Below are 23749 nucleotides of genomic sequence, written 5' to 3' on the forward strand. Positions count from 1 at the left end.
AAAAGATACCCCTTATTTTTTGTATATGAGATCTACTCCCACTTCTCTAAGGTTTTTTTCGTCTATCTTCTCATTTTCCTTTATCTTATAGATTATTTTTCCCCCATAGGATTTCGTTGTCTCTATGAGCTCCCTGTTTTCAAGGCTGCTGACCTCCACCATATGGGGCTCTATAAGGGATAGAAGGTTTCTGTCTAGACTCTGATTCCCCTCCTTGATGAGGATCTCATATCCCTCCTCTACATAGTCAAGGATCTCCTCCACATCGCTCCAATCCTTGAATCCCTTGATCTCAAAGCAGATATTCTCCTTACTCAGCTGATACTTGTTCAGCATACTCTCGATATTGCTGAAGAGAAAGTCGCTGTCCTTTATATAGTTTACCCTGAGGGTATAGAAGAACTTCTTGTCCAGGTATCCCCTCTCCCTTGCTATCTTAAGGGCTTTATCCTTTATCTTTGAGATGAAGAATTCAAAAAAGTTTTCATCGTAGACCCAGTCATAGATCTCCTCCTTTTCAAGAGCCATATCCTCTGGGAACTCCTTGATCACCTTATAACCATATATCTCATTGGTTTCCAGATCCCTTACAGGTACAAAATTAATCTTTACATCCTCTATCGCTTTCTTTAGATCGCTACAAATCGCCAAGCTAAAATCCCCCTAACTAAATAAAGGGCTTCAGACTCCATGGAGTCAAAAGCCTCTCTATTCTTCATAAGTAATAGATAAATTATATCACCATCTATAGATTTGTGTCAATTTTTAGCTCTTTCCGATAAATTTTTAACCTTTTAAACTCCCTTGACCCATTCCCTTATAAGGTTAAGGTCCACATACCTGTACTCCTTGAGTTTTTCCTCGGAGAGCTTCTCTCCTCCTCCATTTTCCTCCAGCTTTTCCGCCACACTGTGAGCTCCCTCGATAAACTTCATGGACTTCTCATCCATGATGTGGGCTGAGGATGAAATTGCTATGGATTTATAGGGATTTTTTGAATCTGCAATATTGGACATGATGGGATCCGTCAAAAGGGTATGTCCCTTGTGGATCTTATCCCTTACAAGATCCAGTACATCCATAAACCTACCCTCCTTGAGATAGATTACTTCATCTGTCTCCTTGTAGAAATTGTATACCTTTCGATTATTCGTTACCAAAATATACTTCATATGCAACCCCCTCCTTTGTTGGTACTTTATTAGCACAGAAACTTTCAATAGTCAAGAGTCGAAAGCTTTTTTTAATAAAACTATCCCAAGTTTTTCAAGGGCTCCAGATAAAGTGTTTTGTTTCTAACCATACATCTTTTCATCGAAGATCTTGCTGGCAAGGTCTACAAAGGTACTTCTGTGAACTGTATCTAAGCTGATATGGGCGGTCTCATCTATTCCCTTGAGCCACTCCACCGCTGTAAAGAGTCCCGACTTATCTGGATCCACCCTGGATATCGTCTGCTGTCCGATATCCCCGATAAGTATCATTTTACAGTTTTCACCTATCCTCGTGATAATGGATCTCATGGCATGGGCATCAAAGGACTGGGCTTCATCCAGTATTAAAATCCTGTTTATAAAGCTCGACCCCAGGATAGAAGAGACATCCAGAACATCCAGCTTCCCCTTGCTCTTAAGGGACATGAGAAGCTCCAGTCCATTCTTTCCCTTCTTTCCCCTTATCTCACTGATATTTTCAAGGGTAGTGGTATAGTTACCAAAGTGGGTAAGAAGCTTCTCCTCTGTGTCTCCAGTGGTAAACCCCTGATAACTCCACTTATCTATGGGCGAGGTATTTTTCCCCACTATGACCTTTTCATATACCTCGTGCTCAAAGACCTGTTCCAGAGCAGCTGCAAGGGCCAGAAGGGTCTTTCCGCATCCCTGCCTGGAGGTAATGGTTACAAAGGGGATCTCGGGACTCAAAAGGACCTCTAGAGCAAACTTCTGCCTGTCATCTCTTGCCTTTACTCCAAAAGCATTACCATCCTCAAACCTTAGCTTAACTATCCTCTTCTTCTTATTGTCATACCTCCCCAGAATCTTATTGTAGTCATAGTCTGTGAGGCCTATAAAAAACTGGTTGGGGTACATATGCTCTATCCCCAGCTCCTCAAGGGTTAGCCCTCCCTCGCTGTAGAACCTCTTCACATCCTCTACCTCTACCTTTTTGGTAAGAAGGCCGTTGTAGAGGTCATCCAGCTTATGCTTATCTGAAAGGTCCATATGTTTACACTTTATCCCAAGGGAGGAAGCCTTCAACCTCATACTGATATCATTGGTCACCAATATATCCTCCTTATGGCTGGGGCTGAGCATAAGGGACAGTATCTTATTGTCTGCATAGTTGAGGTCGTAGTTTTCCGGAAGCTCTCCTGAAAGCTTTTCTATGGAGCTTTTGAGGATCACATTGTTTCCCAGCTCTATCCCCTCTAACAGGTTCCCCTCATTCTCTATCTTCTTAAAGTGTCTGAAAAACTGCCTTGCTCTGAAGCCGCTGTTTCCCTCCCTTGATTTTAATTTATCCAGCTCCTCCAATACATAGATGGGAAGTTTTATGATACAGTCTGAAAACTCCCTCATAAAGTATGGGTTGGCTATAATTATATTGGTATCTACTACATAAGTTTTAGTCATCTTTCCCCCTGGTGTTTTCGCAAAAATTGATCTAATATAATTGTACCACCATTTAATCCCATTCTTGATATTTTTCTTATGAAAACTTTAGTAGCTTTGTATACTCTTTCTTTACAAAATGTGATATATTTATAGGAGTACAGTAATTTAAAGTAATGAAATAAATGATTGAGTGCGAGGTGGCATATGTTTAGAGCTAGTATTATCTGTTTAAGTGATAAAGGGTATAGAGGAGAGAGAGAGGATAGAAGTACCGGAGTAATAAGGGAGATTCTTGAAGGAGGAAACTATGAGATAGCAGGGGAGATCCTTATACCAGATGAGTTTGATATGATTAAATCCTCCCTCATAGAGGTCTGCGACAGGGACAGGGTGGATCTTGTGATAACAACTGGAGGTACAGGACTTTCTCCCAGGGATGTCACCCCTGAGGCTACACTGGAGGTTGTGGAAAAGCTTGTTCCCGGAATCCCTGAGGCCATAAGAGCCTACTCCATGACCATAACAAACAGAGCTATGCTCTCCAGGGGAGTTGCCGGAGTAAGGGGGGCTACCCTTATAATAAACCTGCCAGGAAGCCCCAAGGCTGTAAAGGAGAGTCTGGAATATATCCTTTCTCCACTGGAGCACGGGCTGGAAACCCTCACCGGTAGAGCCAGCGAGTGTGCCAGAGGTGAAAATAAGTAATGGACTATATTATAGGAGGATTTGCAGAGGCTCTTAAACTGCTCCTTTCCATGGACAGGGAGCTCTACTCCATTATTCTCCTCTCCATAGGGGTGTCGGCTACAGCTACCCTAATCACTCTGACCACAGCTCTTCCCCTGGGAGTGGCCCTGGGACTCAAGAGGTTTAGGGGAGAGGGGATCTTTTCCAGGGTAGTATTTTCCCTTATGGGAGTTCCCTCTGTGGTCATCGGTCTTACAGTGGCTCTTCTTCTTTCCAGGAGATCCCTTCTGGGATTTATGCAGCTTCTCTACACGCCATCAGCTATGATAATAGCCCAGGTTCTCCTCATCACTCCCCTTGCCACGGGACTTGCCTACAAGCTCTCAAGAAAGCAGGGACGGAAGATTAAGAACCTTGGAAGAACCCTTGGGGCTGACAGGCTGCAGATAGTAGCCCTTGTTTTCAGAGAACTCAGGGGAGAGATCCTTGTAATAGCCCTCACCTGCTTCTCTCGGGCTATTACCGAGGTGGGAGCTGTTATGATAGTGGGAGGTAATATAAAGGGAAGAACCAGGGTAATGACAACAGCCATCTCCATGTTAAACTCCATGGGAGACTACTCCATGGGGATAGCTCTGGGGATCATATTATTTGTTGTTACCTTCATCCTGAACTGCATAGTATACAGCCTCCACAGGGAGTAACAATAAAATTTTAGATCTTTCAGGAGTTGGCAATGATTAAGATAAAAGGTTTAATTAAAAATTTTGGCACTAGAAATATACTGGATATAGATGAACTGAATATAGAGGAGGGCACTATCACAGCCATAGTAGGAGAGAATGGTCTGGGAAAGAGTACCCTCTTTAATATAATCGCAGGTCTGGACAGGGAGTATGAGGGAGTTGTGGAAACCGGTATAGGCTCCAAGGAGGTCACCCTTGTACAGCACCCTCCCCTCCTCCTGGACAGGAGTGTAGAGGAAAATATCCTCTATCCCCTAAGGATAAGGGGCATGGCTAGAGGTTCCATGGAGAAGAGGGTCGGAGAGCTTCTGGGACTCTTCAATATAGAATATTTGAGAAAGAAGAATGCCCTCTCCCTTTCAAGTGGCGAAAGGCAGAAGGTGGTTCTTGCCAGGGCCCTTTCATTTTCTCCAAAGCTTCTTCTCCTGGATGAGCCTGCCTCAAACCTCGACACAGTGTCGGCAGCCACCATCGAGGGAGCCATAAAAGATTTCAACAGTAAAAATAAGGCCACCGTCCTTCTTATCAGCCACGACAGGGAACAAGTGGCAAGGGTAGCCCATAGGACTATCAACCTCAGAGATTATATGAAAAATTCTTTAACTGAAAAAGGAGACACTACCTATGATAGATAAACACGGAAGAGAGATAAACTATTTAAGGCTCTCCCTCACTGAGAGCTGCAACCTCAGGTGTCTCTACTGCAACCCCGACGGCTGTACCTCACCTCAGGAGGTCTTAATGGATACAGAGGAGGTCATCTCCCTTGTAAGGGGGGCAGCTAAGCTTGGAGTAAGGAAGGTCAGGTTCACCGGAGGAGAACCCCTTCTCAGAAGAGATATTGTAGAGATAATTGAAAGAACCAGCAGCATAGATGGCATCGACGATATCGGCCTCACCACAAACGCCCTCCTTCTGGAAAACCTGGCTCCAGCCCTGAAGAAGGCCGGCCTCAAGAGGATAAATATAAGCTTGGATACGCTGAGGGAGAACAGATACCTGGAGATGACAGGGGGAAGGATTCAAAAGGTATTTAAGGGAATAGAAGCTGCCCAGAAAGCGGGCTTCAATTCCATAAAGATCAACTCGGTCCTAATAAAGGACTTCAACGAGGATGAGATAGTTGACCTCTGTGAGCTTACAAGGGAGAGGGATATCCACGTAAGGTTTATAGAGCTTATGCCCATGGGGGATTCCACAAGCTGGAGTAGCCAGCACTACCTCTCCTCTAAAACAGTCCTTGAAAGGTGCCCTGACCTCAGATTGGTTGACAGGGAGTATGCAGCTTCCCCCTCCCTTCTCTACTCCTATCCTGAGGGTAAGGGAAGAGTGGGAATCATCAATCCCCTTTCAGATAAGTTTTGCAGCAGCTGCAACAGGATAAGGGTCACCTCTCAGGGAAGGTTAAAACTCTGTCTTCACTCGGACAGGGAGATCGACCTCCTCACAGCTCTCAGACGGGGAGAAAGTATAGAGAGGATCATCCAGGATGCCCTTACATCTAAGCCCTCTGAGCATAAGCTGGAAGAGGGGGAATATATATCTAAAAATATGGTCTCAATCGGGGGATAGACTCCACTGAAAGACAGCAGGAAGCTCTCCTGCTGTCTTTTCTTTTCCTCTCAATCTCAATACTTCATCGCCTTCTTTTACACTTCTCCTATTAAAGGTATAGCAATCTATAGTCCCTCCCTCCACTATCCCACCTCAGATTTCCCCTTGAACTTCCCATAAAATTTTTGTAGTATACAGATAATTTAATCACACTGATTTTTGTTATATCGATTTAGATAAGATATCAAGGGGGATAAGATGATATTAGGTGCTATAGAAGCTGGAGGTACGAAGTTTGTCTGTGCTATAGGTAATGAAAGGGGAGAAGTTTTGGAAAGGGTGAGCTTTCCCACAACAACTCCAGAGGAAACTATGAAGAAGGTTGTGGATTTCTTTAATGGGAAGGAGATAATCTCCATGGGAGTGGGATCCTTCGGTCCAATAGACCCAAACAAACACTCTCCCACCTACGGGTATATAACCACTACTCCCAAGCCCTACTGGGGCAACTACAATATCCTGGGAGAACTGAAAAAGCACTTTAAGGTCCCCATGGAGTTTGATACCGATGTAAATGGAGCTGCCCTTGGGGAGTTAAAGTGGGGAGCTGCCAAAGGATTAAGCTCTGCCCTCTATATAACTGTGGGAACTGGAATAGGAGCCGGCGCTGTGGTAGAGGGAGAGATGATAAATGGTCTCCTCCATCCAGAGATGGGACATATCTATGTGAGAAGGCACCCAGAGGATACATATGAGGGAAGTTGCCCATATCACGGAGATTGTCTGGAGGGACTGGCAGCAGGACCAGCTATAGAGGCCAGATGGGGGATCAAGGGTGATATGCTCCCTGTAGATCATGAAGCCTGGGATATGGAGGCCTACTACCTGGCTCAGGCTCTTGTAAACTACATCCTTATCCTCTCCCCAGAAAAGATTATAATGGGAGGGGGAGTAATGAAGCAGCAGCAGCTCTTCCCTAAGATAAGGGATTATGTACAAGAGATCTTAAAGAGTTATATTGCAAAGGAGGAGCTTGCCTCTAAGATCGACGAATATATCCTCTACCCTGAACTTGGAGATAATGCTGGCATATGCGGAGCCCTGGCTCTGGCCCTTACCGCCCTGAATAATTAATTATCAACTGTATTTGCTAAGGGAATCCATAAAAAAGGAGTAGGACTTTTAAAGTCCTACTCCTTTTTTATGGCTTTATATACTAAACATTTATTTATTTTTCTTGCTTTTACCGAAACTATCTGGTATTATACTAACAACTTGTCTTAAAAAGAAACAACTTTTACACCACTGTTCTACAATGGATTTTACGTCTATAATTCAGTGGTCGAGACAGGTATACTACTACCATAAATCTATACAGATAAAATCTTAGGAGGATTTCACCATGTTTTTTAAACACCTGTATTATCTACTTGGTCTTATGCTACTGGCCCTTGGAGTAAGCCTTACCCTTATAAGTAATCTCGGTGCGGGAGGCTGGGATGCCCTTGTGGAAAATCTTTACAAAGCCACCGATATAAAGATAGGTACTTGGATCATCGTTATAGGTCTTATACTATTAGTTGTAGCTGCTCTTCTAAAGAGGGAGTTTATAAACTATAAAGCCTTTATCATCTCCATTATCCTTGGAAAGCTTATAGATATCTTCTATTATCCACTGATTCAGGTGATCACCTCTGAATCCTTCCTTACAAGATTTTTAATTCTTGTGGCAGGACTTATCTCCATCGGGGTCGGGTTAGCTATGATGTTTGTGACAAACTTTCCTAAAAATCACACTGAAACATTTATCTTCTCCATAGTAGACACCACAGGTCACTCCTATCAGAAGGTTAAAACCATAGCAGATGTAACTGCTCTTCTTCTGGCTGTGTCTATAGGCTTTAAATTAAATGACTTTTCAAACCTAGGCCTCGGTACAGTGTTAATCTCATTTTTTATGGGGAGTATTGTACACCATATCCTTCCAGTAGCCGAGAAGGGGATGGCCATCCTTGTAAAGGAGTAGATAGGAAGATACCACCTACAATTTACTGACCTCCCAGAGGTCAGTTTTTTTATCTCTCATTAACTGCAAGACACCTCTATCTTTATACTGTAAAACTACTGGAAGTGTTAAAAAATTTGCATGGAAATTTAAAAAAAGCTATAATTATTCCTTAGCAGAAAATGACTTGGAGGTAGATATGATAAAAAAGATACTTATACTACTGTTGGTTCTTTCCATGAGAGCCTTTGGGGATGCTCATATTCTCATGTATCACAGGATAGGGGACAGCAGACACCCCTCAACCAACGTCTCAGTTGAGGCCTTTGAAAAGCAGCTGAGATTTTTAGAGGACAATGGATATGAGATAGTGGAACTAAGCAGGATAGTAGAAGCTGTGAGAGATAAAAGGGAGCTGAATGACAAGTGGGTGGCAATAACTATAGATGATGCCTATAAATCCTTCTATGAAAATGGTCTACCCCTTTTAAAGGAAAGGGGATATCCCTTTACACTATTTGTAAATACCCAGGCTGTGGAGAGGAGGTACGGGGACTATATGACCTGGAAGATGATCGAGGACTCCAGCAGATATGGGGAGATCGGAGGCCACAGCCATACCCACAGCAGTATGCCGAAAATAGACAAACAGCAGATGAGGGAGGAACTAAAACTCAACAAGAAACTCCTGGAGGAAAGGATCGGAGAGATGAGGTACTTTGCCTACCCCTATGGTGAATACTCCAAGGAGGTAGCCGATGAAGTTGAAAATCTGGGATATAAAGGTGCCTTTAAGCAGGTAATGGGAGCTGTAAGCACAGACAGCAACCTCTATACCTTAAACAGGATCCCCATGGGAGAAAAGACAAACCTTAGGTTTTTCCTGTCTATGAACTACCTCCCCGCAAGGTGGGAGAGAGTGGATATTGAAGGAGACATCCTTAAAGGGATGAAGGTTACCCTTCCAGAAGAGGCAGAGAAGGTAGAGGTATTCTTAAGTGGCTATGGCTGGGAGTGGACCCGTGTAGAGAAAAGCTATATCAGGGTAGACAAGAAGCTTCTCAGAAGTAGAAACAATATAATAATAAGGGACAGTAAAAACAGATACTCAGATTATCTGATATTAAGATAAAGAATAAAATTTTAAAGGAGCAGTGGTCACCTGGACCACTGCTCCTTCTTTTCTTCCAATACTTTAATTACAACTTATTATTTTTAAACTAGTTATAATTCTAACCCTCTTTAAAAAAGATCTCTCTTTCCTAAAGCATTACAGGTGATATAGCATCTCCTCATAACCTGGCATAGGCCAAGCTTTAGCTGGCATCATAAGTTCTATTCTATCAGATATCTCCCTTACTTTTTCCATAGAAGCTACAACCTTACTTCTTGAGTGCTGAATATGAGAGTCTACAGAATCAAACTCACTTCTCTCAACATGCTCTCTCAGCTCCTTAACAGCATCTGTAAGTCTTCCAATCTCTACTCCAAGAGCCTTTATACCGTCCATCTGCGAAAGAAGAAGCTCCTCTGAAAGGATCTTTGATGCAGCATTTATAACCTCTGCTCTCTCCTTTAGCTCTCCATTGGCAGCTGGTATTACTTCTCTCTCTATCATCTTGAGAATAGTCTTTCCCTCTAGGTGAAGCTGGTTTATATACTTCTCAGCATAGATCTGATATCTAGACTCCAGCTCTCCCCTTGTGAATACTCCGTGCTTACCAAAGAGTTCTGCAGTTTCATCTGCAAGGTAGTACTTCAGTACATCATTGGTTGCCTTCAGGTTAGGAAGTCCTCTTCTAGCAGCTTCCTCTACCCACTCGCTTCCATATCCGTTTCCGTTGAAGATTACCCTTCCATGCTTCTCATAGGCACCCTTGATTATCTCCTTCATGGTAGCCTTTATATCCGAGCTCGCCTCTAGCTTCTCTGCATACTCCGACAGCACCTGAGCAACGATGGTGTTTAATATTACATTTGGTGTAGAAGTTGAAGCCGATGACCCCACCATTCTAAACTCAAACTTGTTTCCAGTAAAGGCAAATGGAGAGGTTCTGTTTCTGTCTGTCATATCTTTAGGAAGCTTTGGCATAGAATCTACTCCAAGCTCAAGCTTAGCTCCCTCCTCTACATGATCTCCCTTTATTCTTCCCAGAATATTGCTCAGCTGATCTCCAAGGAAGATAGAGATGATTGCAGGGGGCGCCTCATGTCCTCCCAGTCTGTGGTCGTTATTCGCACTTGCTGCTGACAGTCTAAGAAGTGGAGCATATCTGTCCACTGCCTCTACTACAGAGGTAAGGAATAGGAGGAACTGTGCATTCTTCTTTGGGTTTTCTCCCGGCTCTAACAGGTTGATTCCAGTGTCTGTAGCCAGAGACCAGTTGTTGTGCTTACCAGATCCGTTGATCCCTGCAAAGGGCTTTTCATGTAGAAGGGCCACAAGATCGTGTCTTGCTGCTACCTTCTGAATAATATCCATTGTGATCTGGTTGTTGTCTGTAGCTACATTGGCTGTAGTAAATACCGCCGCCATCTCAAACTGGTTTGGTGCCACCTCATTGTGCTTTGTCTTGGATGTAACCCCTATCTTCCAAAGCTCCAGATCCAGCTCCCTCATGAACTTAGCTACTCTTTCCTTGATAGTTCCAAAGTAGTGTCCTGTAAGCTCCTGGTCCTTTACACTTGGAGCTCCTATAAGGGTTCTTCCTGTATGCTGTAGATCAAGTCTTTTCAGGTAGAACTCCTTCTCCACTAGGAAGTACTCTTGCTCTACTCCAAGGGTTACACTTACCTTGCTGCTCTCCTTGTCTCCTAGAGATTTCAATACTCTAAGAGCCTGTCTCTCTACAGATACCATAGATCTTAGAAGAGGTACCTTCTTATCCAGAGCTTCCCCAGTGTAAGCCACAAAGGCTGTAGGAATATATAGTGTCGTTCCAGAGTTATCCTCTCTCAGGAATGCAGGAGATGTAGTGTCCCAAGCTGTATACCCCCTTGCTTCAAAGGTAGATCTCAGTCCTCCATTTGGGAATGAGGAAGCATCTGGTTCCCCCTTTATAAGCTCCTTTCCTGAAAACTCCATAAGAGCTTCTCCCACATTAGTTGCATTGATAAATGAATCGTGCTTTTCAGCTGTTAATCCTGTCAGGGGCTGGAACCAGTGAGTAAAGTGAGTGGCTCCATTTTCAATAGCCCAGTCCTTCATAGCATTTGCAATTACCTCGGCCACTGCTAGAGTCAGTTCGCATTTTCCTTCTTGTACTCTTTTAAATTCCTTAAAAATACTCTTTGGTACACGCTGCTTTAAAGTTACCTCATTAAAACAGTTTTCTCCATAGATCTCTGTTAAAGGCTTCTTTTTAAAATCAACTCCTATCATGTTACACTCCTCCTCAATATTTTAATGTTTATAAAAAATAAATTATAAATAGCTAGGTAAATAAAAAAGATAGAAATCCCTTGGGAATTCTATCTTTGATTATCAATTATTTTTTTAGTCGCTAAGTCCTTTTTAAGAGGTGCAGAATATGCAGTCGACAACACCAGCCCCTTTTCAAGGGGATCGCAAGAATATACAGTTTTCATCTTTTTTTCTAAAGCAGACAAAAGCATAAACTCCTCCTATAAAATAAAATCGTCATTTTTGCAAGCAAAAATAGACGAAATTACAGTACTATCTTTACTTGTAGCAAGGCCATTTACGGCGGCCTAGTAGAAACATCAGGTCCCTATTACCTGACATATACAAGTTTTTACAACTTATTTTAATGAATATTATCACAGCTGTGTCAATTAATCAAGCACTTTTTTGTAGCACAAAGTTGCCTTTTTCCAAGAAGTGGACATTTTGCCACCATCCGCCTTAGAATCTAGTACAAATTCTGGAATTACTACCTCCTGAACAAAAGAAATTTCTACTTTTTTTAGTTTAATGGAACCCCTCTTAATTATCTTTAATGGGTCAGCCTGAGAAAGCTTTTCTATTTCCTCACCCTCTACTCTGACCATAGTTTCCACTGGAAGTCCCCTCATGAGAAGTGCCAGCTTATTTACCTTAACGGCATTTTTCAGGATAAACTCTACCCTTTCATTGGTATTCAAATTCATCACCTTGGAAACAGAATAGTATTTATAAAGGGTATCCACTATCTTTAAGAGCTTTAAGTACTCAAATCTCTGAGGAAGGGTAATAGTTACATCCAGACTGTCTCCCTCTATCCTTATATCATTTCCAGCCACTACTTTCTGCATAAAGGTATATACCTCAAGGGCTCTTTTAAATGGAAGATCCTTGCATACTGAGTAGGAGGTAAGCTTTGTCATACCTATGGTTCCGTTATCATAGATTACTCCTTCAAAACCTATCCTGCACTCCCTGCTTTTCAGGTGAATCTTCCGTTTACCAATCCCCTCTTCCCTTAAAACCTTAAAGTTGTAGAGGGTCTGTCCCAGGGAGGTAATACTTACTCCCCCTGCTGAGAAGAGGTTTCTCTTAGGAAGTTTCTCCTCTGTATACCCAAAGCCTACAGGGAGCTTTAACTCCTCTACCCGCGCAGCCTCTATATCCAGAAAGCTTTTCACTTCAAAACCAGGGTTCTCAATGAGAACTTCCCCTATTTCCTCTACTTCACCCTTTGGCTCCTCTTCAGCTTCAGAGACTTCCAATACCTCTTCACTCTCAGGGGTAGTAGGCTGCTCATCTTCTAATCTCTCTGTTTCTGAATCTACTGAGGTCTCAGCCTCTTCAGCTGCCTTCTCTTCTAAACTTTCTTCTGAAGGGAGTGGAGGTTCTGTAGCTGCCTCTTCACAGGTTTCAGCCACTTCTATATCTTCATCCTGTGATTCTTTTTCAGCTTTTTCATCCTCTTTTATTTCATTTAGTTCAATTTCTACATTAGTAGGCTTTTTTTTTCCTGTCTAACTTCCTCTAGAGGCAGGTCTACAATCCCCTCTCCTATCATATACTCCCTGATAGCTTCTATAAACTCCATATCACTCTGCTTAAGAAGCTTTATCTCATTGGCATTTAACCAGTTAAGTGCTGTTGTATTTATTATAGATGATGAGGTTATAAAGTAAGCACTGGCTCTTACTCCCTCTAGCTTATTCAGTACCATGGAGATATTATTTATGGTATCTGGATCATCCAGATCATATCCAATAAAAAGAACGATTCTCCCGTTAATCTCCTGGGCAAGCCTGTTAAAAAACTCATTGTAGATGGGAAGGATATCCAGCTTCCTCATATCCTGCTTTGTAATAATAGTTTTATTCAGGTCGGCCAAACTTCCATTTACCCTATAGAGTTTCTTATCATTGATACCCCCAAGATCCTCTGAGTAGTAGTTCACCTTAAATACACTGTCTCCATAGGCTTTCTCCACAAGATCATCTATACTGGTAGTAATAATACTCTCCACAAAGGGCGCTTCTGCAAAAACCTTCAGGGGGTTTCCCGCACTGTCATCCCCACTATATTGATTCCTTATCTTCTTTAGAAGCTTGGATTTACTTCCGCTTATACTGTCAAGGTATACCTGGCTTACTTCTGCCAGGGATTTTTTATCCTTAATTGCGTTCTTTGCACTTTCATTTATATCTGTACAAATACTTCGAGCCAGATCTTTTTTTGTAGGGAGTCCCACTATCTTAGAGATCGCGTCTCCAATCCACAGGACCAGCTTCTCTCCCTCCTTTATTCTTCTTATAATATTAGACATCGTCTCTTCCTCCACCTATGATTTTATCTATGCTAAAATAATCTCCAATTTTGATTAGTTGTTCTCAAGATAGTATACCCTATTTAAGGTTAATAAACAATAAGATTTGGAAGAAAAAAGAAAAAATAACCCCTCTCTGAGGGGCTATTTTACTTACTTCTTAAAGGCATGCTTCAGTACATCGTCGAAGTAGTCTGCATAGTGAACAGTTACTCCCTCTCTGATATAATCTGGCAATCTTTCGAAATCTTTTTTATTGTCCTTTGGTACTATGAGAGTATAGATTCCAACTCTTCTTGCAGCTATGGTTTTCTCCCTTATTCCTCCAATAGGAAGAACCTTTCCTGTAAGGGTGAGTTCTCCAGTCATGGCAATATCGGTTCTCACTGCTCTTCCCTTAGCCAGTGAATAGAGAGCTAGAGCCATTGTTATTCCCGCTGAAGGTCCATCCTTAGGAGTAGCTCCTGCAGGTACATGAAGGTGTACAGAATTGGAGTCAAAGAAGCTCTTTATCTTTTCATCGCAGGCATTTTCATTGCATAGGTGTGATCTTATATAGGAGTAGGCTATCTCTGCTGACTCCTTCATTACACTACCCAGCTGACCCGTCTGCTTAAATCCGCTTCCCTTGGAGCTGATATTGGTGGCTTCTATATAGAGAGTTGCTCCACCCATGGATGTCCAGGCCAGTCCCAGAGTTACTCCTGGTCTGCTCTTCTGATAGAGTTCTTCCGTTGTAAATAGAGGTTTTCCCAGGTACTCCTCTAGGTTCTTCTTGTTGATAGCCACCTTCTTGAGATCTCCCTCAGCTATCTTAAGGGTAGTCTTTCTCATAAGTTTACGTATATTCTTTTCAAGGTTTCTTACTCCTGCTTCCCTTGCATACTTTTCTACTATATCCTCCACAGCTCCCTGGGAGATAGATATCTCATTTTTATCCAGTCCATGCTCCTTCATCTGATTTGGCAGAAGGTATCTCTTGGCAATCTCTAGCTTCTCCTCGAGAATGTATCCAGGAAGCTGGATAACCTCCATCCTGTCCAGAAGTGGTCTCGGTATAGTGTCCATAGTATTTGCTGTTGTAATAAATAGAATATTTGAAAGATCATATCTTACATCCAGATAGTGATCCAGGAAGTCCTTGTTTTGTTCAGGGTCCAGCACCTCTAGAAGAGCTGAAGCGGGATCTCCCCTGAAGCTGCTTCCTATCTTGTCTATCTCATCCAGCATAATTACCGGGTTGGAGGTTCCTACCCTCTTTATGGCCTGGATTATCTTTCCTGGCATAGCCCCAATATATGTTCTTCTGTGTCCCTTTATCTCAGCCTCATCCCTCATTCCTCCCACAGAGAACCTGTAGAACTCACGGTTCAAGGAACCTGCGATAGACTTACCGATGGAGGTCTTACCTACTCCTGGAGGTCCTACGAGACAAAGGATGGATCCAGTTACATTTCCCGTCTTCATGATTGTACTGATGAATTCAAGGATACTTGTCTTTACATCATCTAGACCATAGTGGTCGCTGTCTAGGATCTTTCTGGCCTTCTTTACATCCAGCCTGTCCTCTGAGAACACTCCCCAAGGTAGTTCCACTATAGACTGAATATAGGACCTGGTTACATGGAACTCTGGAGAGCTCTTATCCAGAAGCTGGAGCTTTTCAAACTGCTCCTCTACCACCTTGCTGGCCTCCTCCGACAACTCTATCTCATCCAGCCTGGAAGCCAGCTTCTCTATATCGGCCTGCTTCTCATCCTTCTCCATTCCCAGCTCCTTCTTTATGAGCTTAAGCTGCTCCCTCAAGAAGTACTCTTTTTGCTGGGTACTTACCTTGTCCTCTATCTTCTTCTGGATACTCTCCTGCAGGTGGGCTATCTCCAGCTCCTTCTTCAGAAGTATCAGAAGTTTTCTACACCTCATCTCAAGGCTGAATTCACTGAGGAGCTCCTGAAGTTCACTGCTCTCAGTCTTCAGCATAGATGCAATGAGGTCCATCAAGATGGCAGGTTTATCATAGGATACCTGAGACATGAGAAGTTTCAGCTCCTCCTGAAGCATTGGATTTACCTTAAATACCTCCTTGAGGGAGGTCATTATTGCCAGCATATAGGCCCTTACCTCATCGTTGGGAGCCTCCTCGGATTCATGGTTGTAGTCCACCTCCCATACCAGCTGAGGCGACTTCTCCACTTCTTTTACCTTTTTAAACCTGTTGATTCCCTGAGCTATCACCTGTACCGTGTTGGGCGACAGGGAGGTCACCTTATGGATCTTCACTATGGTTCCCACATCATAGAGGTCAGATTCCAAAAGATTTACCTCATTTGCCTCCTTGGCAAATACAAGCCCCAGAAGCTTATTTTCATTTTGATCTATTCTCTTTATAGCCTCTAAAAACTGCTCCCCTGAAAAGGTAATAGGTATCATTATATTTGGAAAAATTGGCCTGGTTATTATAGGCAGTATCACAAGTTTTTCAGGTAAAACTTCACTTACACTTACCAATTGATTAGTATTACTCTTATCTGTCATTTTTCTCCCCCTCCTCTTAACTTTCTATCTAGTACTTACAAAATATGAATACATTTCCTTTTCTCATAAACATTATTTTTCTCCCCTAGGAAACCCTTTAATCCTATGGTATAAGAACTATATCATGTAATTTTGGAGTGAATTTTTATGAATGAAAATATCATCTCTCTTCTGTCGGACTATATCTACCTAATGAACATATTTTTCATAATAACCATAATCTTTGTAGAGAGGAGAAAACCTGTATACAGCCTCTTCTGGATTACTATTCTTACCTTTACATCCTACCTGGGATTTATTATCTACCTCATGTTCGGACTGAGCTTTCGAAAGAAGAGGATAACAAAAAAATTTTATAAGAGAAGCCTTTTTAGAAGGGTTTTCGAGGAGAGAAGAGAGGATACTAAAAAACTTGAACCCTGGAAGCAGCTCATCAACTACTTTGAGTATACTGGAAAGAACCGCCTCACCTTCTCCAATGCTGTTAAAGTGTATCTTCACGGGGAGGAGCTCTTCAGGGATCTCACACGAAATATCAGGAAGGCAAAAAGCTTCATCCACCTGGAGTACTTCATCTTTGAATACGACGAGACAGGAAAGAAGATCGGTGAACTACTCATGGCCAAAGCCAGAGAGGGGGTCGAGGTTAAACTCATCATCGACGGAGTAGGTTCCAGAAAGCTTCCGAAATCCTTTATAAGAGAGATGAGAAGGAGCGGCATAGAGCTGGAAACCTTCTTCCCCCTCTACTTTCCTATTATCCATCTGAGAGTAAACTACAGAACCCACAGAAAGATCGTCATAGTGGATGGTAAGACAGCTTATATGGGAGGATTTAATATAGGTGAGGATTACCTGGGAAGGGGACCCCTGGGTTACTGGAGGGATACCCATGTCCGCCTCCACGGCAGCATAATACGTGAACTGCAAAAGGAATTTCTCTCCTCCTGGCACTTCACCAAGGAGCAAAGACTCTTCAAAAGAAGGGAGGAAGTCCCTCCTGTGGAACTAAAGCGCTACTTCCCCACAGTGAAGACCAAGGGTGAGTGTCCCATACAGGTAGTGGGAAGCGCTCCAGACTACGATTTCAGGCTTATAAGGGATGGATTTCTCAAGATAATATCAAGTGCAAAAAAATATATCTACATCCATACCCCCTACTTCATTCCAGATGATTCTACCTATGAAGCTCTCAAGCTGGCTTCCCTCTCTGGAGTTAAGGTAAAAATAATAATTCCAAATAAACCCGATCATATGATGGTATACTGGGCATCCCTTTCATACGTGGGGGAACTCATGAACTTCGGTATCGATTTCTACACATATAACAATGGTTTTTTACACAGTAAGATGATAGTATCTGATGACAGCATTGCTACCTTGGGGAGCTCCAACTTTGATCACAGGAGCTTCTATCAAAACTTCGAGATAAACTGCTTCTTCTATGACAAGGGGATAGTTCACCAGCTCAAGAAGGCCTTCATAGAGGACCTCAAGGTAAGTACAAAGATATCCAGTGAGAGGTATAAGCAGAGAAGGGTCATAGTAAAGATAAAGGAATCCATCAGCCGCCTCTTTTCCCCAATACTTTAAAGCAACGATTAAAAATTAAAAGGAGAGAAATATGATTGAATTTGATAAATTAAGTGATTTTTTTAAGGAGATCCATCCCTTCAAGGATGATGGAAGAGAACTGTATTTAGACCTTCACATGCACACCTATGCTTCCGACGGTTTTAACAGGGAGGACTTCCTCATAGATTTTTTAAGGGAGAAGGAGCACCTCATCTCCATTACAGACCACAATGAGATCAGGGGAGCTGTGGCCATAGAGGGTTCCGGTATCAACAATGTTCCAGGAATAGAGCTTGGGTTCATCGATGGTTTTGAGCTTCTGATCTACTTTAAAACTATAGAAAAGCTGGAGGATTTTTACATAAGGGAGGTGGAACCCCACAAGCACAGATACAGGATGGCCCGTACAAATAAGGATGTCTACTACTTCCTAGACCTCTTAAGGGAGAGGGAGTGCCATATATCCATACCCCACATCAATGGCCTTGCCCAGAAAAACTTTATCAAAAACAAGGAGTATATAAAGGATATCCTGCAGAAGGTGGACTCGGTAGAAACCTACAATCACACCCTGACCAAGGGAAGAAACCTCGCTGCTAAATCTTTGAGAAAAAAATATGATCTCACAGCTACCTTTGGAAGCGATGCCCACATCAACAGGGAGATAAAATCCTACTACAGGTTTTTAAATGAGGAGGAGAGAAAACACCACAAGCTTGTGGATACCCTCTACAAACTCCCAATGATCTCAGGTATCGGACAAAAACACCTTATCCATGCTCTACTAAATAAAAAGTAGGATTTAGCAAATGCTAAATCCTACTTTTTTAAATATAGTTCTTTGTAGGAAAGGTCACCATTATCCTTGTTCCCACTCCCACTTCACTTTCAACATCTATCTTGGCCTTATGAAACTCCACTATATTCTTTACAATGGACATCCCCAGACCATAACTCTTAGCAGACCTGTTTCTTACCTTGTCACTCTTATAGAATCGTTTAAAGATATTCTCAAGATCCTCCTTTTCTATACCTACTCCCTCATCCTCTACCACCATATAGATATTGCTCTCATCCCCTGTAAGGCTCAGAATGATATTCTTCCCCTCAGGTGTGTACTTGGATGCATTTTTTAGAAGTTCCCTTACCAGCATACTAAAGAGGTCCTCCACAGTGTGCATCACAATACCTCTTTGAATGTTAGCTGTATAGAGGTGAACCTTATCTATGAGCTCCTGCTTCTCCATAAGGCCGCTCAGCAGGTCGGAGATATTTATAGCCTTAGCTTCCCCCTTGAGAGCCATATTTTCCTTTCTGGCTATAAAGAGCAGGGTGGAGATAAGGTTATTCATATGAAGACTTTCATGCTTTATCTCAGCCACTGCCTTATCCACTATCTCAGGACTTCCCTTGGCTCCTGCGTCTAAGAGATCCACATAACCCTTTATCACCGTAAGGGGGGTCCGGAGCTCATGGGATGCATTGGATATAAAGGTTTCCTGGTTTTTAAAGGCCATCTCCAGCCGCTCCACCATATTGTTTATAGTTACAGAGAGCTTTCCCAGTTCATCTTTATCGTTAATCACCTTTATCCTCTGATTTAGGGCATACCTGTTTATCTTCTGAGTTGTCTTGGTTATCTCATTTATAGGCACAATAATAGAGGAGTGCAGAATCTTGCCTGAATAGTAAGCCAGAATAAGAGCCAGAATATTAGCTCCAAAAAGGGACTTCAGGAGGGTGAAGAGGTCTGTTATTACAAACTTCATACTCCCTATTATCTGAATAACAAATGAACTTCCCCTTATCTTAAAGTCGTTGTTGTAGACTATATAGGTTTCCTTGTCATACCTCTTTATCTGAAAGTCTCCAAGCTCCTCATCGTGGGCGATATTGTACTTTACCTCCCTGTGGGAGAGTATCTTCTTCTCATCCTTCCAAACCTTTATAGAAAGCTTCCCCAGATCTGCAGAGATATCCCTTATTATATTCCCGTTAAAGTTTCTTCCAAAATCCTCCAGCTGCTTCATATCGTCTAGATCCTCTATCTGAGCAATCTGCTTCTGAATATGATTTTCTATCCCTAGTATAACATTCATACTTCTGTTTCTTTCCCAGCTATAGAAAAATATAGACGCCGAAGTGTTGAGGGTAAAAAGTATAATAAAAACCGATACCCCATAGGAAAAGTATATCTTCTTTCCCAGGGTATTTATATGGGAATTTATAAATTTTTTCAACCTTCCACCTACCTAATAATATATCCTACACCACGGATATTCTCTATAAGCTTCTCATCAAAGTTCTTATCCACCTTAGCTCTCAGATAGTTTATATATACAAAGACAATGTTGTTGTCCTCCTCATAAAAACCTTCCCAAATCTCTGTAATTATCTCCTCCTTGGTAACCACCTTTCCCTTATTTTCCAGTAGAAGTCTTAAGATCTTAAACTCATTTTTAGTAAGATTCAGATCCTGTCCGTCTCTCTCCGCCTTATAGGTATCCAGATAGATCCTAACTCCCTTATGCTCGATGGTATTTTTATTCTCATATGTCTTACTTCTTGTGTTTGCCTTTATCCTCATAAGAAGTTCTGCAAACTCAAAGGGCTTTGTCATATAGTCGTCTACTCCGCTCTCAAAGCCTATTAACTTATCATTAAGGCTGTCTTTAGCTGTAAGCATAATAATAGGTATATCTGAAAATTCTCTGATAGCCTTTGCTACCTCTACTCCGTCCATTCCGTATATCATTACATCAAGTAAAATAAGGACATAGTCATTTTTTCTTACCATGCTAACTGCAGTTTCCCCGTTGTCAGTTATATCTGAATCATAGCCTGAATACTTAAGTTGCAGGTTAAGTAATTGCGATAAACTATTATCATCTTCTACAATCAATATTTTTTTCATCCTATTTCCTCCTAGTGCTATACCTTATTCTTTACCTATAATATACCCTAAAAGGCCCATAAGTAAAGGAAAATTTAATTAAGTGATATTTAAGTAATAGTTAGTTTAATTTTAGTTGTCTATATCAAGCTAAAGGAGTAAACTTCTATTATTACAATTTAAAAGGAGATGTTAAATGTATCTTAGGACAGTTTACTTGTTTTCCTTTTCTCTGTTTATTTCTTTTTACATTATAGTGTGCCTCAAGAAGCTCATAATCAGACCTGAGAGTGCTCTGGAAAATACCCTCTATGAACTATGCTCTCCCCTTACAATAGATTCTAAAAGACTCCTGCTAGATTTTGAAGTAAAGATACATAAGAAAAATATATACATATATGTACTGGGAATAACTGAAGACTCTCTCTTTAAAAGATCTGCCGATGAGATACATAAAAAGATAAAAAGAAAGACCATCGGAAGGAACATCATCGTATCATTTATAAACAACCACAGTGAATACCTCTATACACAAAATTATAGCAAAGAGATACTCTAGGAACCCCTTAAAGCAAGGGGTTCTCTAGTACTATCTACCGAACTACCTCTGCATTTCCAAAGTACCACGTATCCAATACGCTTTTATTCCATCCCTTGAGGTATGGCTTTACCATTACCTGATCCACGTAGTAGTAGATCGGCGCTACTATAGCCTCCTCCATAATTATTTTTTCCATCTCATAGAGCTTCCCATCTCTCTTAGCTCCAGAAACTCTCTTGGATTCCTCTACAAGTTCATCATACCTCTTATTTTCCGGGAACCTTCCGTCCTCGGTCCACCTCCATTGAGCTCCGTTTTTACCTGAATAGGAGGTCCACAGCTCCAAAAATGTCATGGGATCCACATAGTCCCCTATCCAGCTAGCTCTTCCTACCTGAAAGTTACCCAGTTTTACACTATCCTGAAACACTGCCCACTCCTGGTTCATGAGCTCCACCTGAATTCCAAGACCTTCCTTCCACATTGCCTGAACTGCTTCTGCTATGGCCCTGTGGGAGTCCGATGTATTATAGAGGAGAGTCATCTTAGGAAATCCTGCTCCACCTGGGTATCCCGCTTTAGCCAGCAGAGCTCTTGCTTTTTCTATATCAGCCCCTCCAGAACTTATGTAGTAATCTCCTGCCCTCTCTCTAAACTCATTCCCCTCTGAATCATAGAGGCCCACAGGTATAAATCCCCTTGCTGGAATCTCTCCTCCCCTCTTGACTCCTTGGGCTATAGCTCCTCTGTCTATTGCCAGAGAGAGAGCTTTTCTTACATCTACATTATTTGTAGGCTCCCTGTCTGCATTAAATATATAGTAGTAGGTCCCCAGCATAGGAAGTATCCGGAAGGTAGGATCCTCCAGCTGGAGCCTCATGACCTCCTGGGAGGGCATGGTATCCAGAATAAAGATCTCATCCTGCTCATATGCCGTAAGGGCAGTCATGGAATCCCCTATGATCATAGTCACTATCTTATCGAGTTTTACATCCTCTGCATTCCAGTACTCAGTATTTTTTTCCAAAACAATCTCATCGCTGATAGCATACTTTGCGAGTTTAAAGGGGCCATTGGATACAGCCAGCTCAGGATCGACAGCCCACTTGTCCGGATTCCTTTCCACCATATCTCTTCTCACAGGAAAGTAGGTATAGAATGCCGTGAGGTTAAGAAAGTATGGTGTAGGAGTCTCAAGCTCCACCTCCAGAGTCCTCTCGTCTGCTGCCCTTATTGCAACTTCCTCTGCCGCTCCCCTTCCCTCATAGTAATCCCTGGCTCCCCTTATATAAAACATCTGAAAAGCATACTCCGAAGCCACTTTGGGATCCAACGCTCTCAGCCAGGCATACTTAAAGTCATGTGCTGTTACCAGCTTTCCGTCGGACCACCTGCTCTCCCTCAGGTGAAACCTATACTTTAAGCCGTCCTCAGATATCTCATAGGACTCAGCCATAGCAGGAAGCAGCTTAGAGTCCACCTCCCTCATGAGTCCCTCATACATATTGTTGATGACAGAACCTGCTCCAGTAGCTGAGTTGAGCTGGGGATCTAGGGTCTTGGGATCACTGTCCAGACTCCACTTCATAGTCCTTCCCCCACTTACCTCTATCTTCTCTCTCTCCTCTTCCGTCTTCCCGCTATTGCCGTTGCATGCTGCCAGAAGAAATATCGCTGTTATAAGTAGTAGTATCTTCATTAATTTTTTCATAGCCCCCCCTTAAAAGTTATTGACAGTTTCCCAGTTCAGTCTCTTGATTATCTCCACAGCCAGTCTCACTGTATCCCTGTAGTCCTTAAAGGATGCATATCCATAGTGGGTATGGGCATATCTGGTAGGAACTCCCAGTACAATTGTTGGTATACCATAGTTGGATATGTGGATCCTTCCTCCGTTTGTTCCCCCTGCTACCCTCACTGCATCCTGAAACTCCATCCCCATCTCCCTGGCTGTTTCCCTGGCAAACTTTGTAAATCTGGGATTGGATATCATAGAGCTGTCCCTGTGCCTTATCTGCGGCCCCTTCCCCAGAGCTCCCTGGGCTCTGTAACCGTCTCTGTAGATATCATCTGCAGGGGTCCCCTCAAAAACTATGGCTGCATGGGGTTTTACCCTTCTTGCAGTTATAACTGATCCCCTTGTTCCAACCTCCTCCTGGCTGGAAAGGGTCCCCACTATATTTACACCTACCCCCTCGGCTTCAAGTGCCTTCATGGTATCCACCACAGCTGCACACCCTAGCCTGTTATCAAAGGCCTTTCCGCACATCACCTCATTCTTCTCATTGTAGGAAAACTCCACATGGGGAACCACAGGTGCTCCCGGTTCTATGCCAAACTCCTCCACTACCTCCTCGTAGCTACTTGCTCCAAGATCTATATAGATATCCTCCACTGCAAGCTTCTTATCCCTCTCCTGGGCACTCATAAAGTGGGGCGGCTTAGAGGTAGTCACCCCTATATGGTATCTGCCATCCTTATCTCTTACCCTCACCTGATGTGCAGGTATATTGGTGGCTATCCACCCTCCAAGGGGGACAAACTGAAGGAGACCATTGGGCAGGATACTCTGTACCATAAATCCTACCTCATCTGTATGACCATCCAGCATTATTGTTGGCAGCCCCTCATCCTTTCTGCCTATTATATAGAGGTTTCTCATGCTATCCTCAGCCACTGTAAAGCCTCCGTCGACCTCACCTCTGACTACTTCTAAAACCTCCTCCTCAAATCCAGATACTCCGTTGGCATTTGACATCCTTTCAATAAACTTTATATCCATCCATTCATCCCCCCACTTCTTTTCTTCCCTAAGTTTTTACTGCCTTTCTTCCCTCTTCCTTTATGCCCGGCAATTTTTCTATCCCTTCCACAA

22 protein-coding genes and 1 riboswitch are annotated in these 23749 nt (G+C 42.5%); of the genes, 10 read left to right on the forward strand and 12 right to left on the reverse strand.

The annotated features are described in order from the left end of the window. Nucleotides 1-12: 12 nt before the first annotated feature. The 3 genes from QMG11_RS02605 to QMG11_RS02615 all read right to left on the reverse strand — a co-directional run bounded on the left by QMG11_RS02605 (nt 13) and on the right by QMG11_RS02615 (nt 2633). Entirely contained in the window at nt 13-651 is a 639-nt protein-coding gene (locus QMG11_RS02605; RefSeq protein ID WP_281833244.1) for a hypothetical protein, read from the reverse strand. Between the two features lie 143 nt (nt 652-794). Beyond that, nucleotides 795-1172, reverse strand: a complete 378-nt coding sequence (locus QMG11_RS02610; protein WP_281833245.1) for a GrdX family protein — start codon at nt 1170-1172, stop codon at nt 795-797. 123 nt (nt 1173-1295) lie between these two features. Continuing rightward, on the reverse strand, nt 1296-2633 hold the full coding sequence (locus QMG11_RS02615; protein ID WP_281833246.1) for a PhoH family protein: 1338 nt from the start codon (nt 2631-2633) through the stop codon (nt 1296-1298). 186 nt (nt 2634-2819) lie between these two features. On the opposite strand from QMG11_RS02615, the gene QMG11_RS02620 reads away from it, so the two are divergent. The 7 genes from QMG11_RS02620 (at nt 2820) to QMG11_RS02650 (ending at nt 8739) form a co-directional block, all read left to right on the forward strand. Then, nucleotides 2820-3320, forward strand: a complete 501-nt coding sequence (locus QMG11_RS02620) for a MogA/MoaB family molybdenum cofactor biosynthesis protein (RefSeq protein ID WP_281833247.1) — start codon at nt 2820-2822, stop codon at nt 3318-3320. Further along, nucleotides 3320-4006, forward strand: a complete 687-nt coding sequence (locus QMG11_RS02625; protein WP_281833248.1) for an ABC transporter permease — start codon at nt 3320-3322, stop codon at nt 4004-4006. Before QMG11_RS02620 ends, QMG11_RS02625 begins: the two co-directional genes overlap by 1 nt. 32 nt (nt 4007-4038) lie before the next feature. Beyond that, nucleotides 4039-4683 (forward strand): ATP-binding cassette domain-containing protein, encoded by a 645-nt coding sequence (locus QMG11_RS02630; protein WP_281833250.1) that lies wholly within the window; start codon nt 4039-4041, stop codon nt 4681-4683. Further along, nucleotides 4673-5620 (forward strand): GTP 3',8-cyclase MoaA, encoded by a 948-nt coding sequence (moaA, locus tag QMG11_RS02635; RefSeq protein WP_281833251.1) that lies wholly within the window; start codon nt 4673-4675, stop codon nt 5618-5620. Before QMG11_RS02630 ends, moaA begins: the two co-directional genes overlap by 11 nt. 240 nt (nt 5621-5860) lie before the next feature. Next, nucleotides 5861-6736 carry an ROK family protein gene (locus tag QMG11_RS02640; RefSeq protein WP_281833253.1) on the forward strand — a complete coding sequence of 292 codons (876 nt, stop codon included), beginning with the start codon at nt 5861-5863 and terminating at the stop codon, nt 6734-6736. A gap of 268 nt (nt 6737-7004) precedes the next feature. Further along, nucleotides 7005-7628, forward strand: a complete 624-nt coding sequence (locus QMG11_RS02645) for a YczE/YyaS/YitT family protein (RefSeq protein WP_281833255.1) — start codon at nt 7005-7007, stop codon at nt 7626-7628. Nucleotides 7629-7806: 178 nt separating this feature from the next. Further along, nucleotides 7807-8739 (forward strand): polysaccharide deacetylase family protein, encoded by a 933-nt coding sequence (locus QMG11_RS02650; protein ID WP_281833257.1) that lies wholly within the window; start codon nt 7807-7809, stop codon nt 8737-8739. Nucleotides 8740-8877: 138 nt separating this feature from the next. Here QMG11_RS02650 and QMG11_RS02655 read toward each other — a convergent pair whose 3' ends face one another. The 5 genes from QMG11_RS02655 to lon all read right to left on the reverse strand — a co-directional run bounded on the left by QMG11_RS02655 (nt 8878) and on the right by lon (nt 15865). Further along, on the reverse strand, nt 8878-10989 hold the full coding sequence (locus QMG11_RS02655) for a glutamine synthetase III family protein (RefSeq protein ID WP_281833258.1): 2112 nt from the start codon (nt 10987-10989) through the stop codon (nt 8878-8880). Between the two features lie 89 nt (nt 10990-11078). Further along, nucleotides 11079-11216, reverse strand: a complete 138-nt coding sequence (locus QMG11_RS02660; RefSeq protein WP_281833259.1) for a hypothetical protein — start codon at nt 11214-11216, stop codon at nt 11079-11081. 60 nt (nt 11217-11276) lie between these two features. Further along, nucleotides 11277-11378, reverse strand: a riboswitch (purine riboswitch). A gap of 24 nt (nt 11379-11402) precedes the next feature. Next, a complete protein-coding gene (locus tag QMG11_RS02665; protein WP_281833260.1) occupies nt 11403-12431 on the reverse strand; it encodes a hypothetical protein in 1029 nt (342 codons plus the stop codon). A gap of 68 nt (nt 12432-12499) precedes the next feature. Beyond that, a complete protein-coding gene (locus tag QMG11_RS02670; protein ID WP_281833261.1) occupies nt 12500-13330 on the reverse strand; it encodes an SIR2 family protein in 831 nt (276 codons plus the stop codon). A gap of 153 nt (nt 13331-13483) precedes the next feature. Next, nucleotides 13484-15865, reverse strand: a complete 2382-nt coding sequence (gene lon, locus QMG11_RS02675; RefSeq protein ID WP_281833262.1) for an endopeptidase La — start codon at nt 15863-15865, stop codon at nt 13484-13486. 147 nt (nt 15866-16012) lie between these two features. Here lon and cls point away from each other — a divergent pair, with 147 nt between their 5' ends. Together cls and QMG11_RS02685 are read left to right on the forward strand one after the other, a co-directional pair. Beyond that, a complete protein-coding gene (gene cls, locus QMG11_RS02680) occupies nt 16013-17458 on the forward strand; it encodes a cardiolipin synthase (protein WP_281833263.1) in 1446 nt (481 codons plus the stop codon). 31 nt (nt 17459-17489) lie between these two features. Beyond that, nucleotides 17490-18239 carry a PHP-associated domain-containing protein gene (locus QMG11_RS02685; protein ID WP_281833264.1) on the forward strand — a complete coding sequence of 250 codons (750 nt, stop codon included), beginning with the start codon at nt 17490-17492 and terminating at the stop codon, nt 18237-18239. A gap of 28 nt (nt 18240-18267) precedes the next feature. On the opposite strand, the gene QMG11_RS02690 is transcribed toward QMG11_RS02685, so the two are convergent. Continuing rightward, entirely contained in the window at nt 18268-19680 is a 1413-nt protein-coding gene (locus QMG11_RS02690; RefSeq protein WP_281833265.1) for a sensor histidine kinase, read from the reverse strand. Between the two features lie 8 nt (nt 19681-19688). Next, entirely contained in the window at nt 19689-20354 is a 666-nt protein-coding gene (locus QMG11_RS02695) for a response regulator transcription factor (protein ID WP_281833266.1), read from the reverse strand. Between the two features lie 175 nt (nt 20355-20529). Here QMG11_RS02695 and QMG11_RS02700 point away from each other — a divergent pair, with 175 nt between their 5' ends. After that, complete coding sequence (locus tag QMG11_RS02700) at nt 20530-20892, forward strand: hypothetical protein (protein ID WP_281833267.1); 363 nt, start codon at nt 20530-20532, stop codon at nt 20890-20892. A gap of 34 nt (nt 20893-20926) precedes the next feature. On the opposite strand, the gene QMG11_RS02705 is transcribed toward QMG11_RS02700, so the two are convergent. Together QMG11_RS02705 and QMG11_RS02710 are read right to left on the reverse strand one after the other, a co-directional pair. Beyond that, the gene (locus QMG11_RS02705; protein ID WP_281833268.1) at nt 20927-22585 is read right to left on the reverse strand and encodes a peptide ABC transporter substrate-binding protein; all 1659 of its coding nucleotides are present in this window, start codon (nt 22583-22585) and stop codon (nt 20927-20929) included. 9 nt (nt 22586-22594) lie between these two features. Beyond that, entirely contained in the window at nt 22595-23656 is a 1062-nt protein-coding gene (locus QMG11_RS02710) for a M42 family metallopeptidase (RefSeq protein ID WP_281833269.1), read from the reverse strand. Nucleotides 23657-23749 lie beyond the last annotated feature (93 nt).

Source organism: Propionigenium maris DSM 9537, from assembly GCF_027925155.1.
Taxonomy (GTDB): domain Bacteria; phylum Fusobacteriota; class Fusobacteriia; order Fusobacteriales; family Fusobacteriaceae; genus Propionigenium; species Propionigenium maris.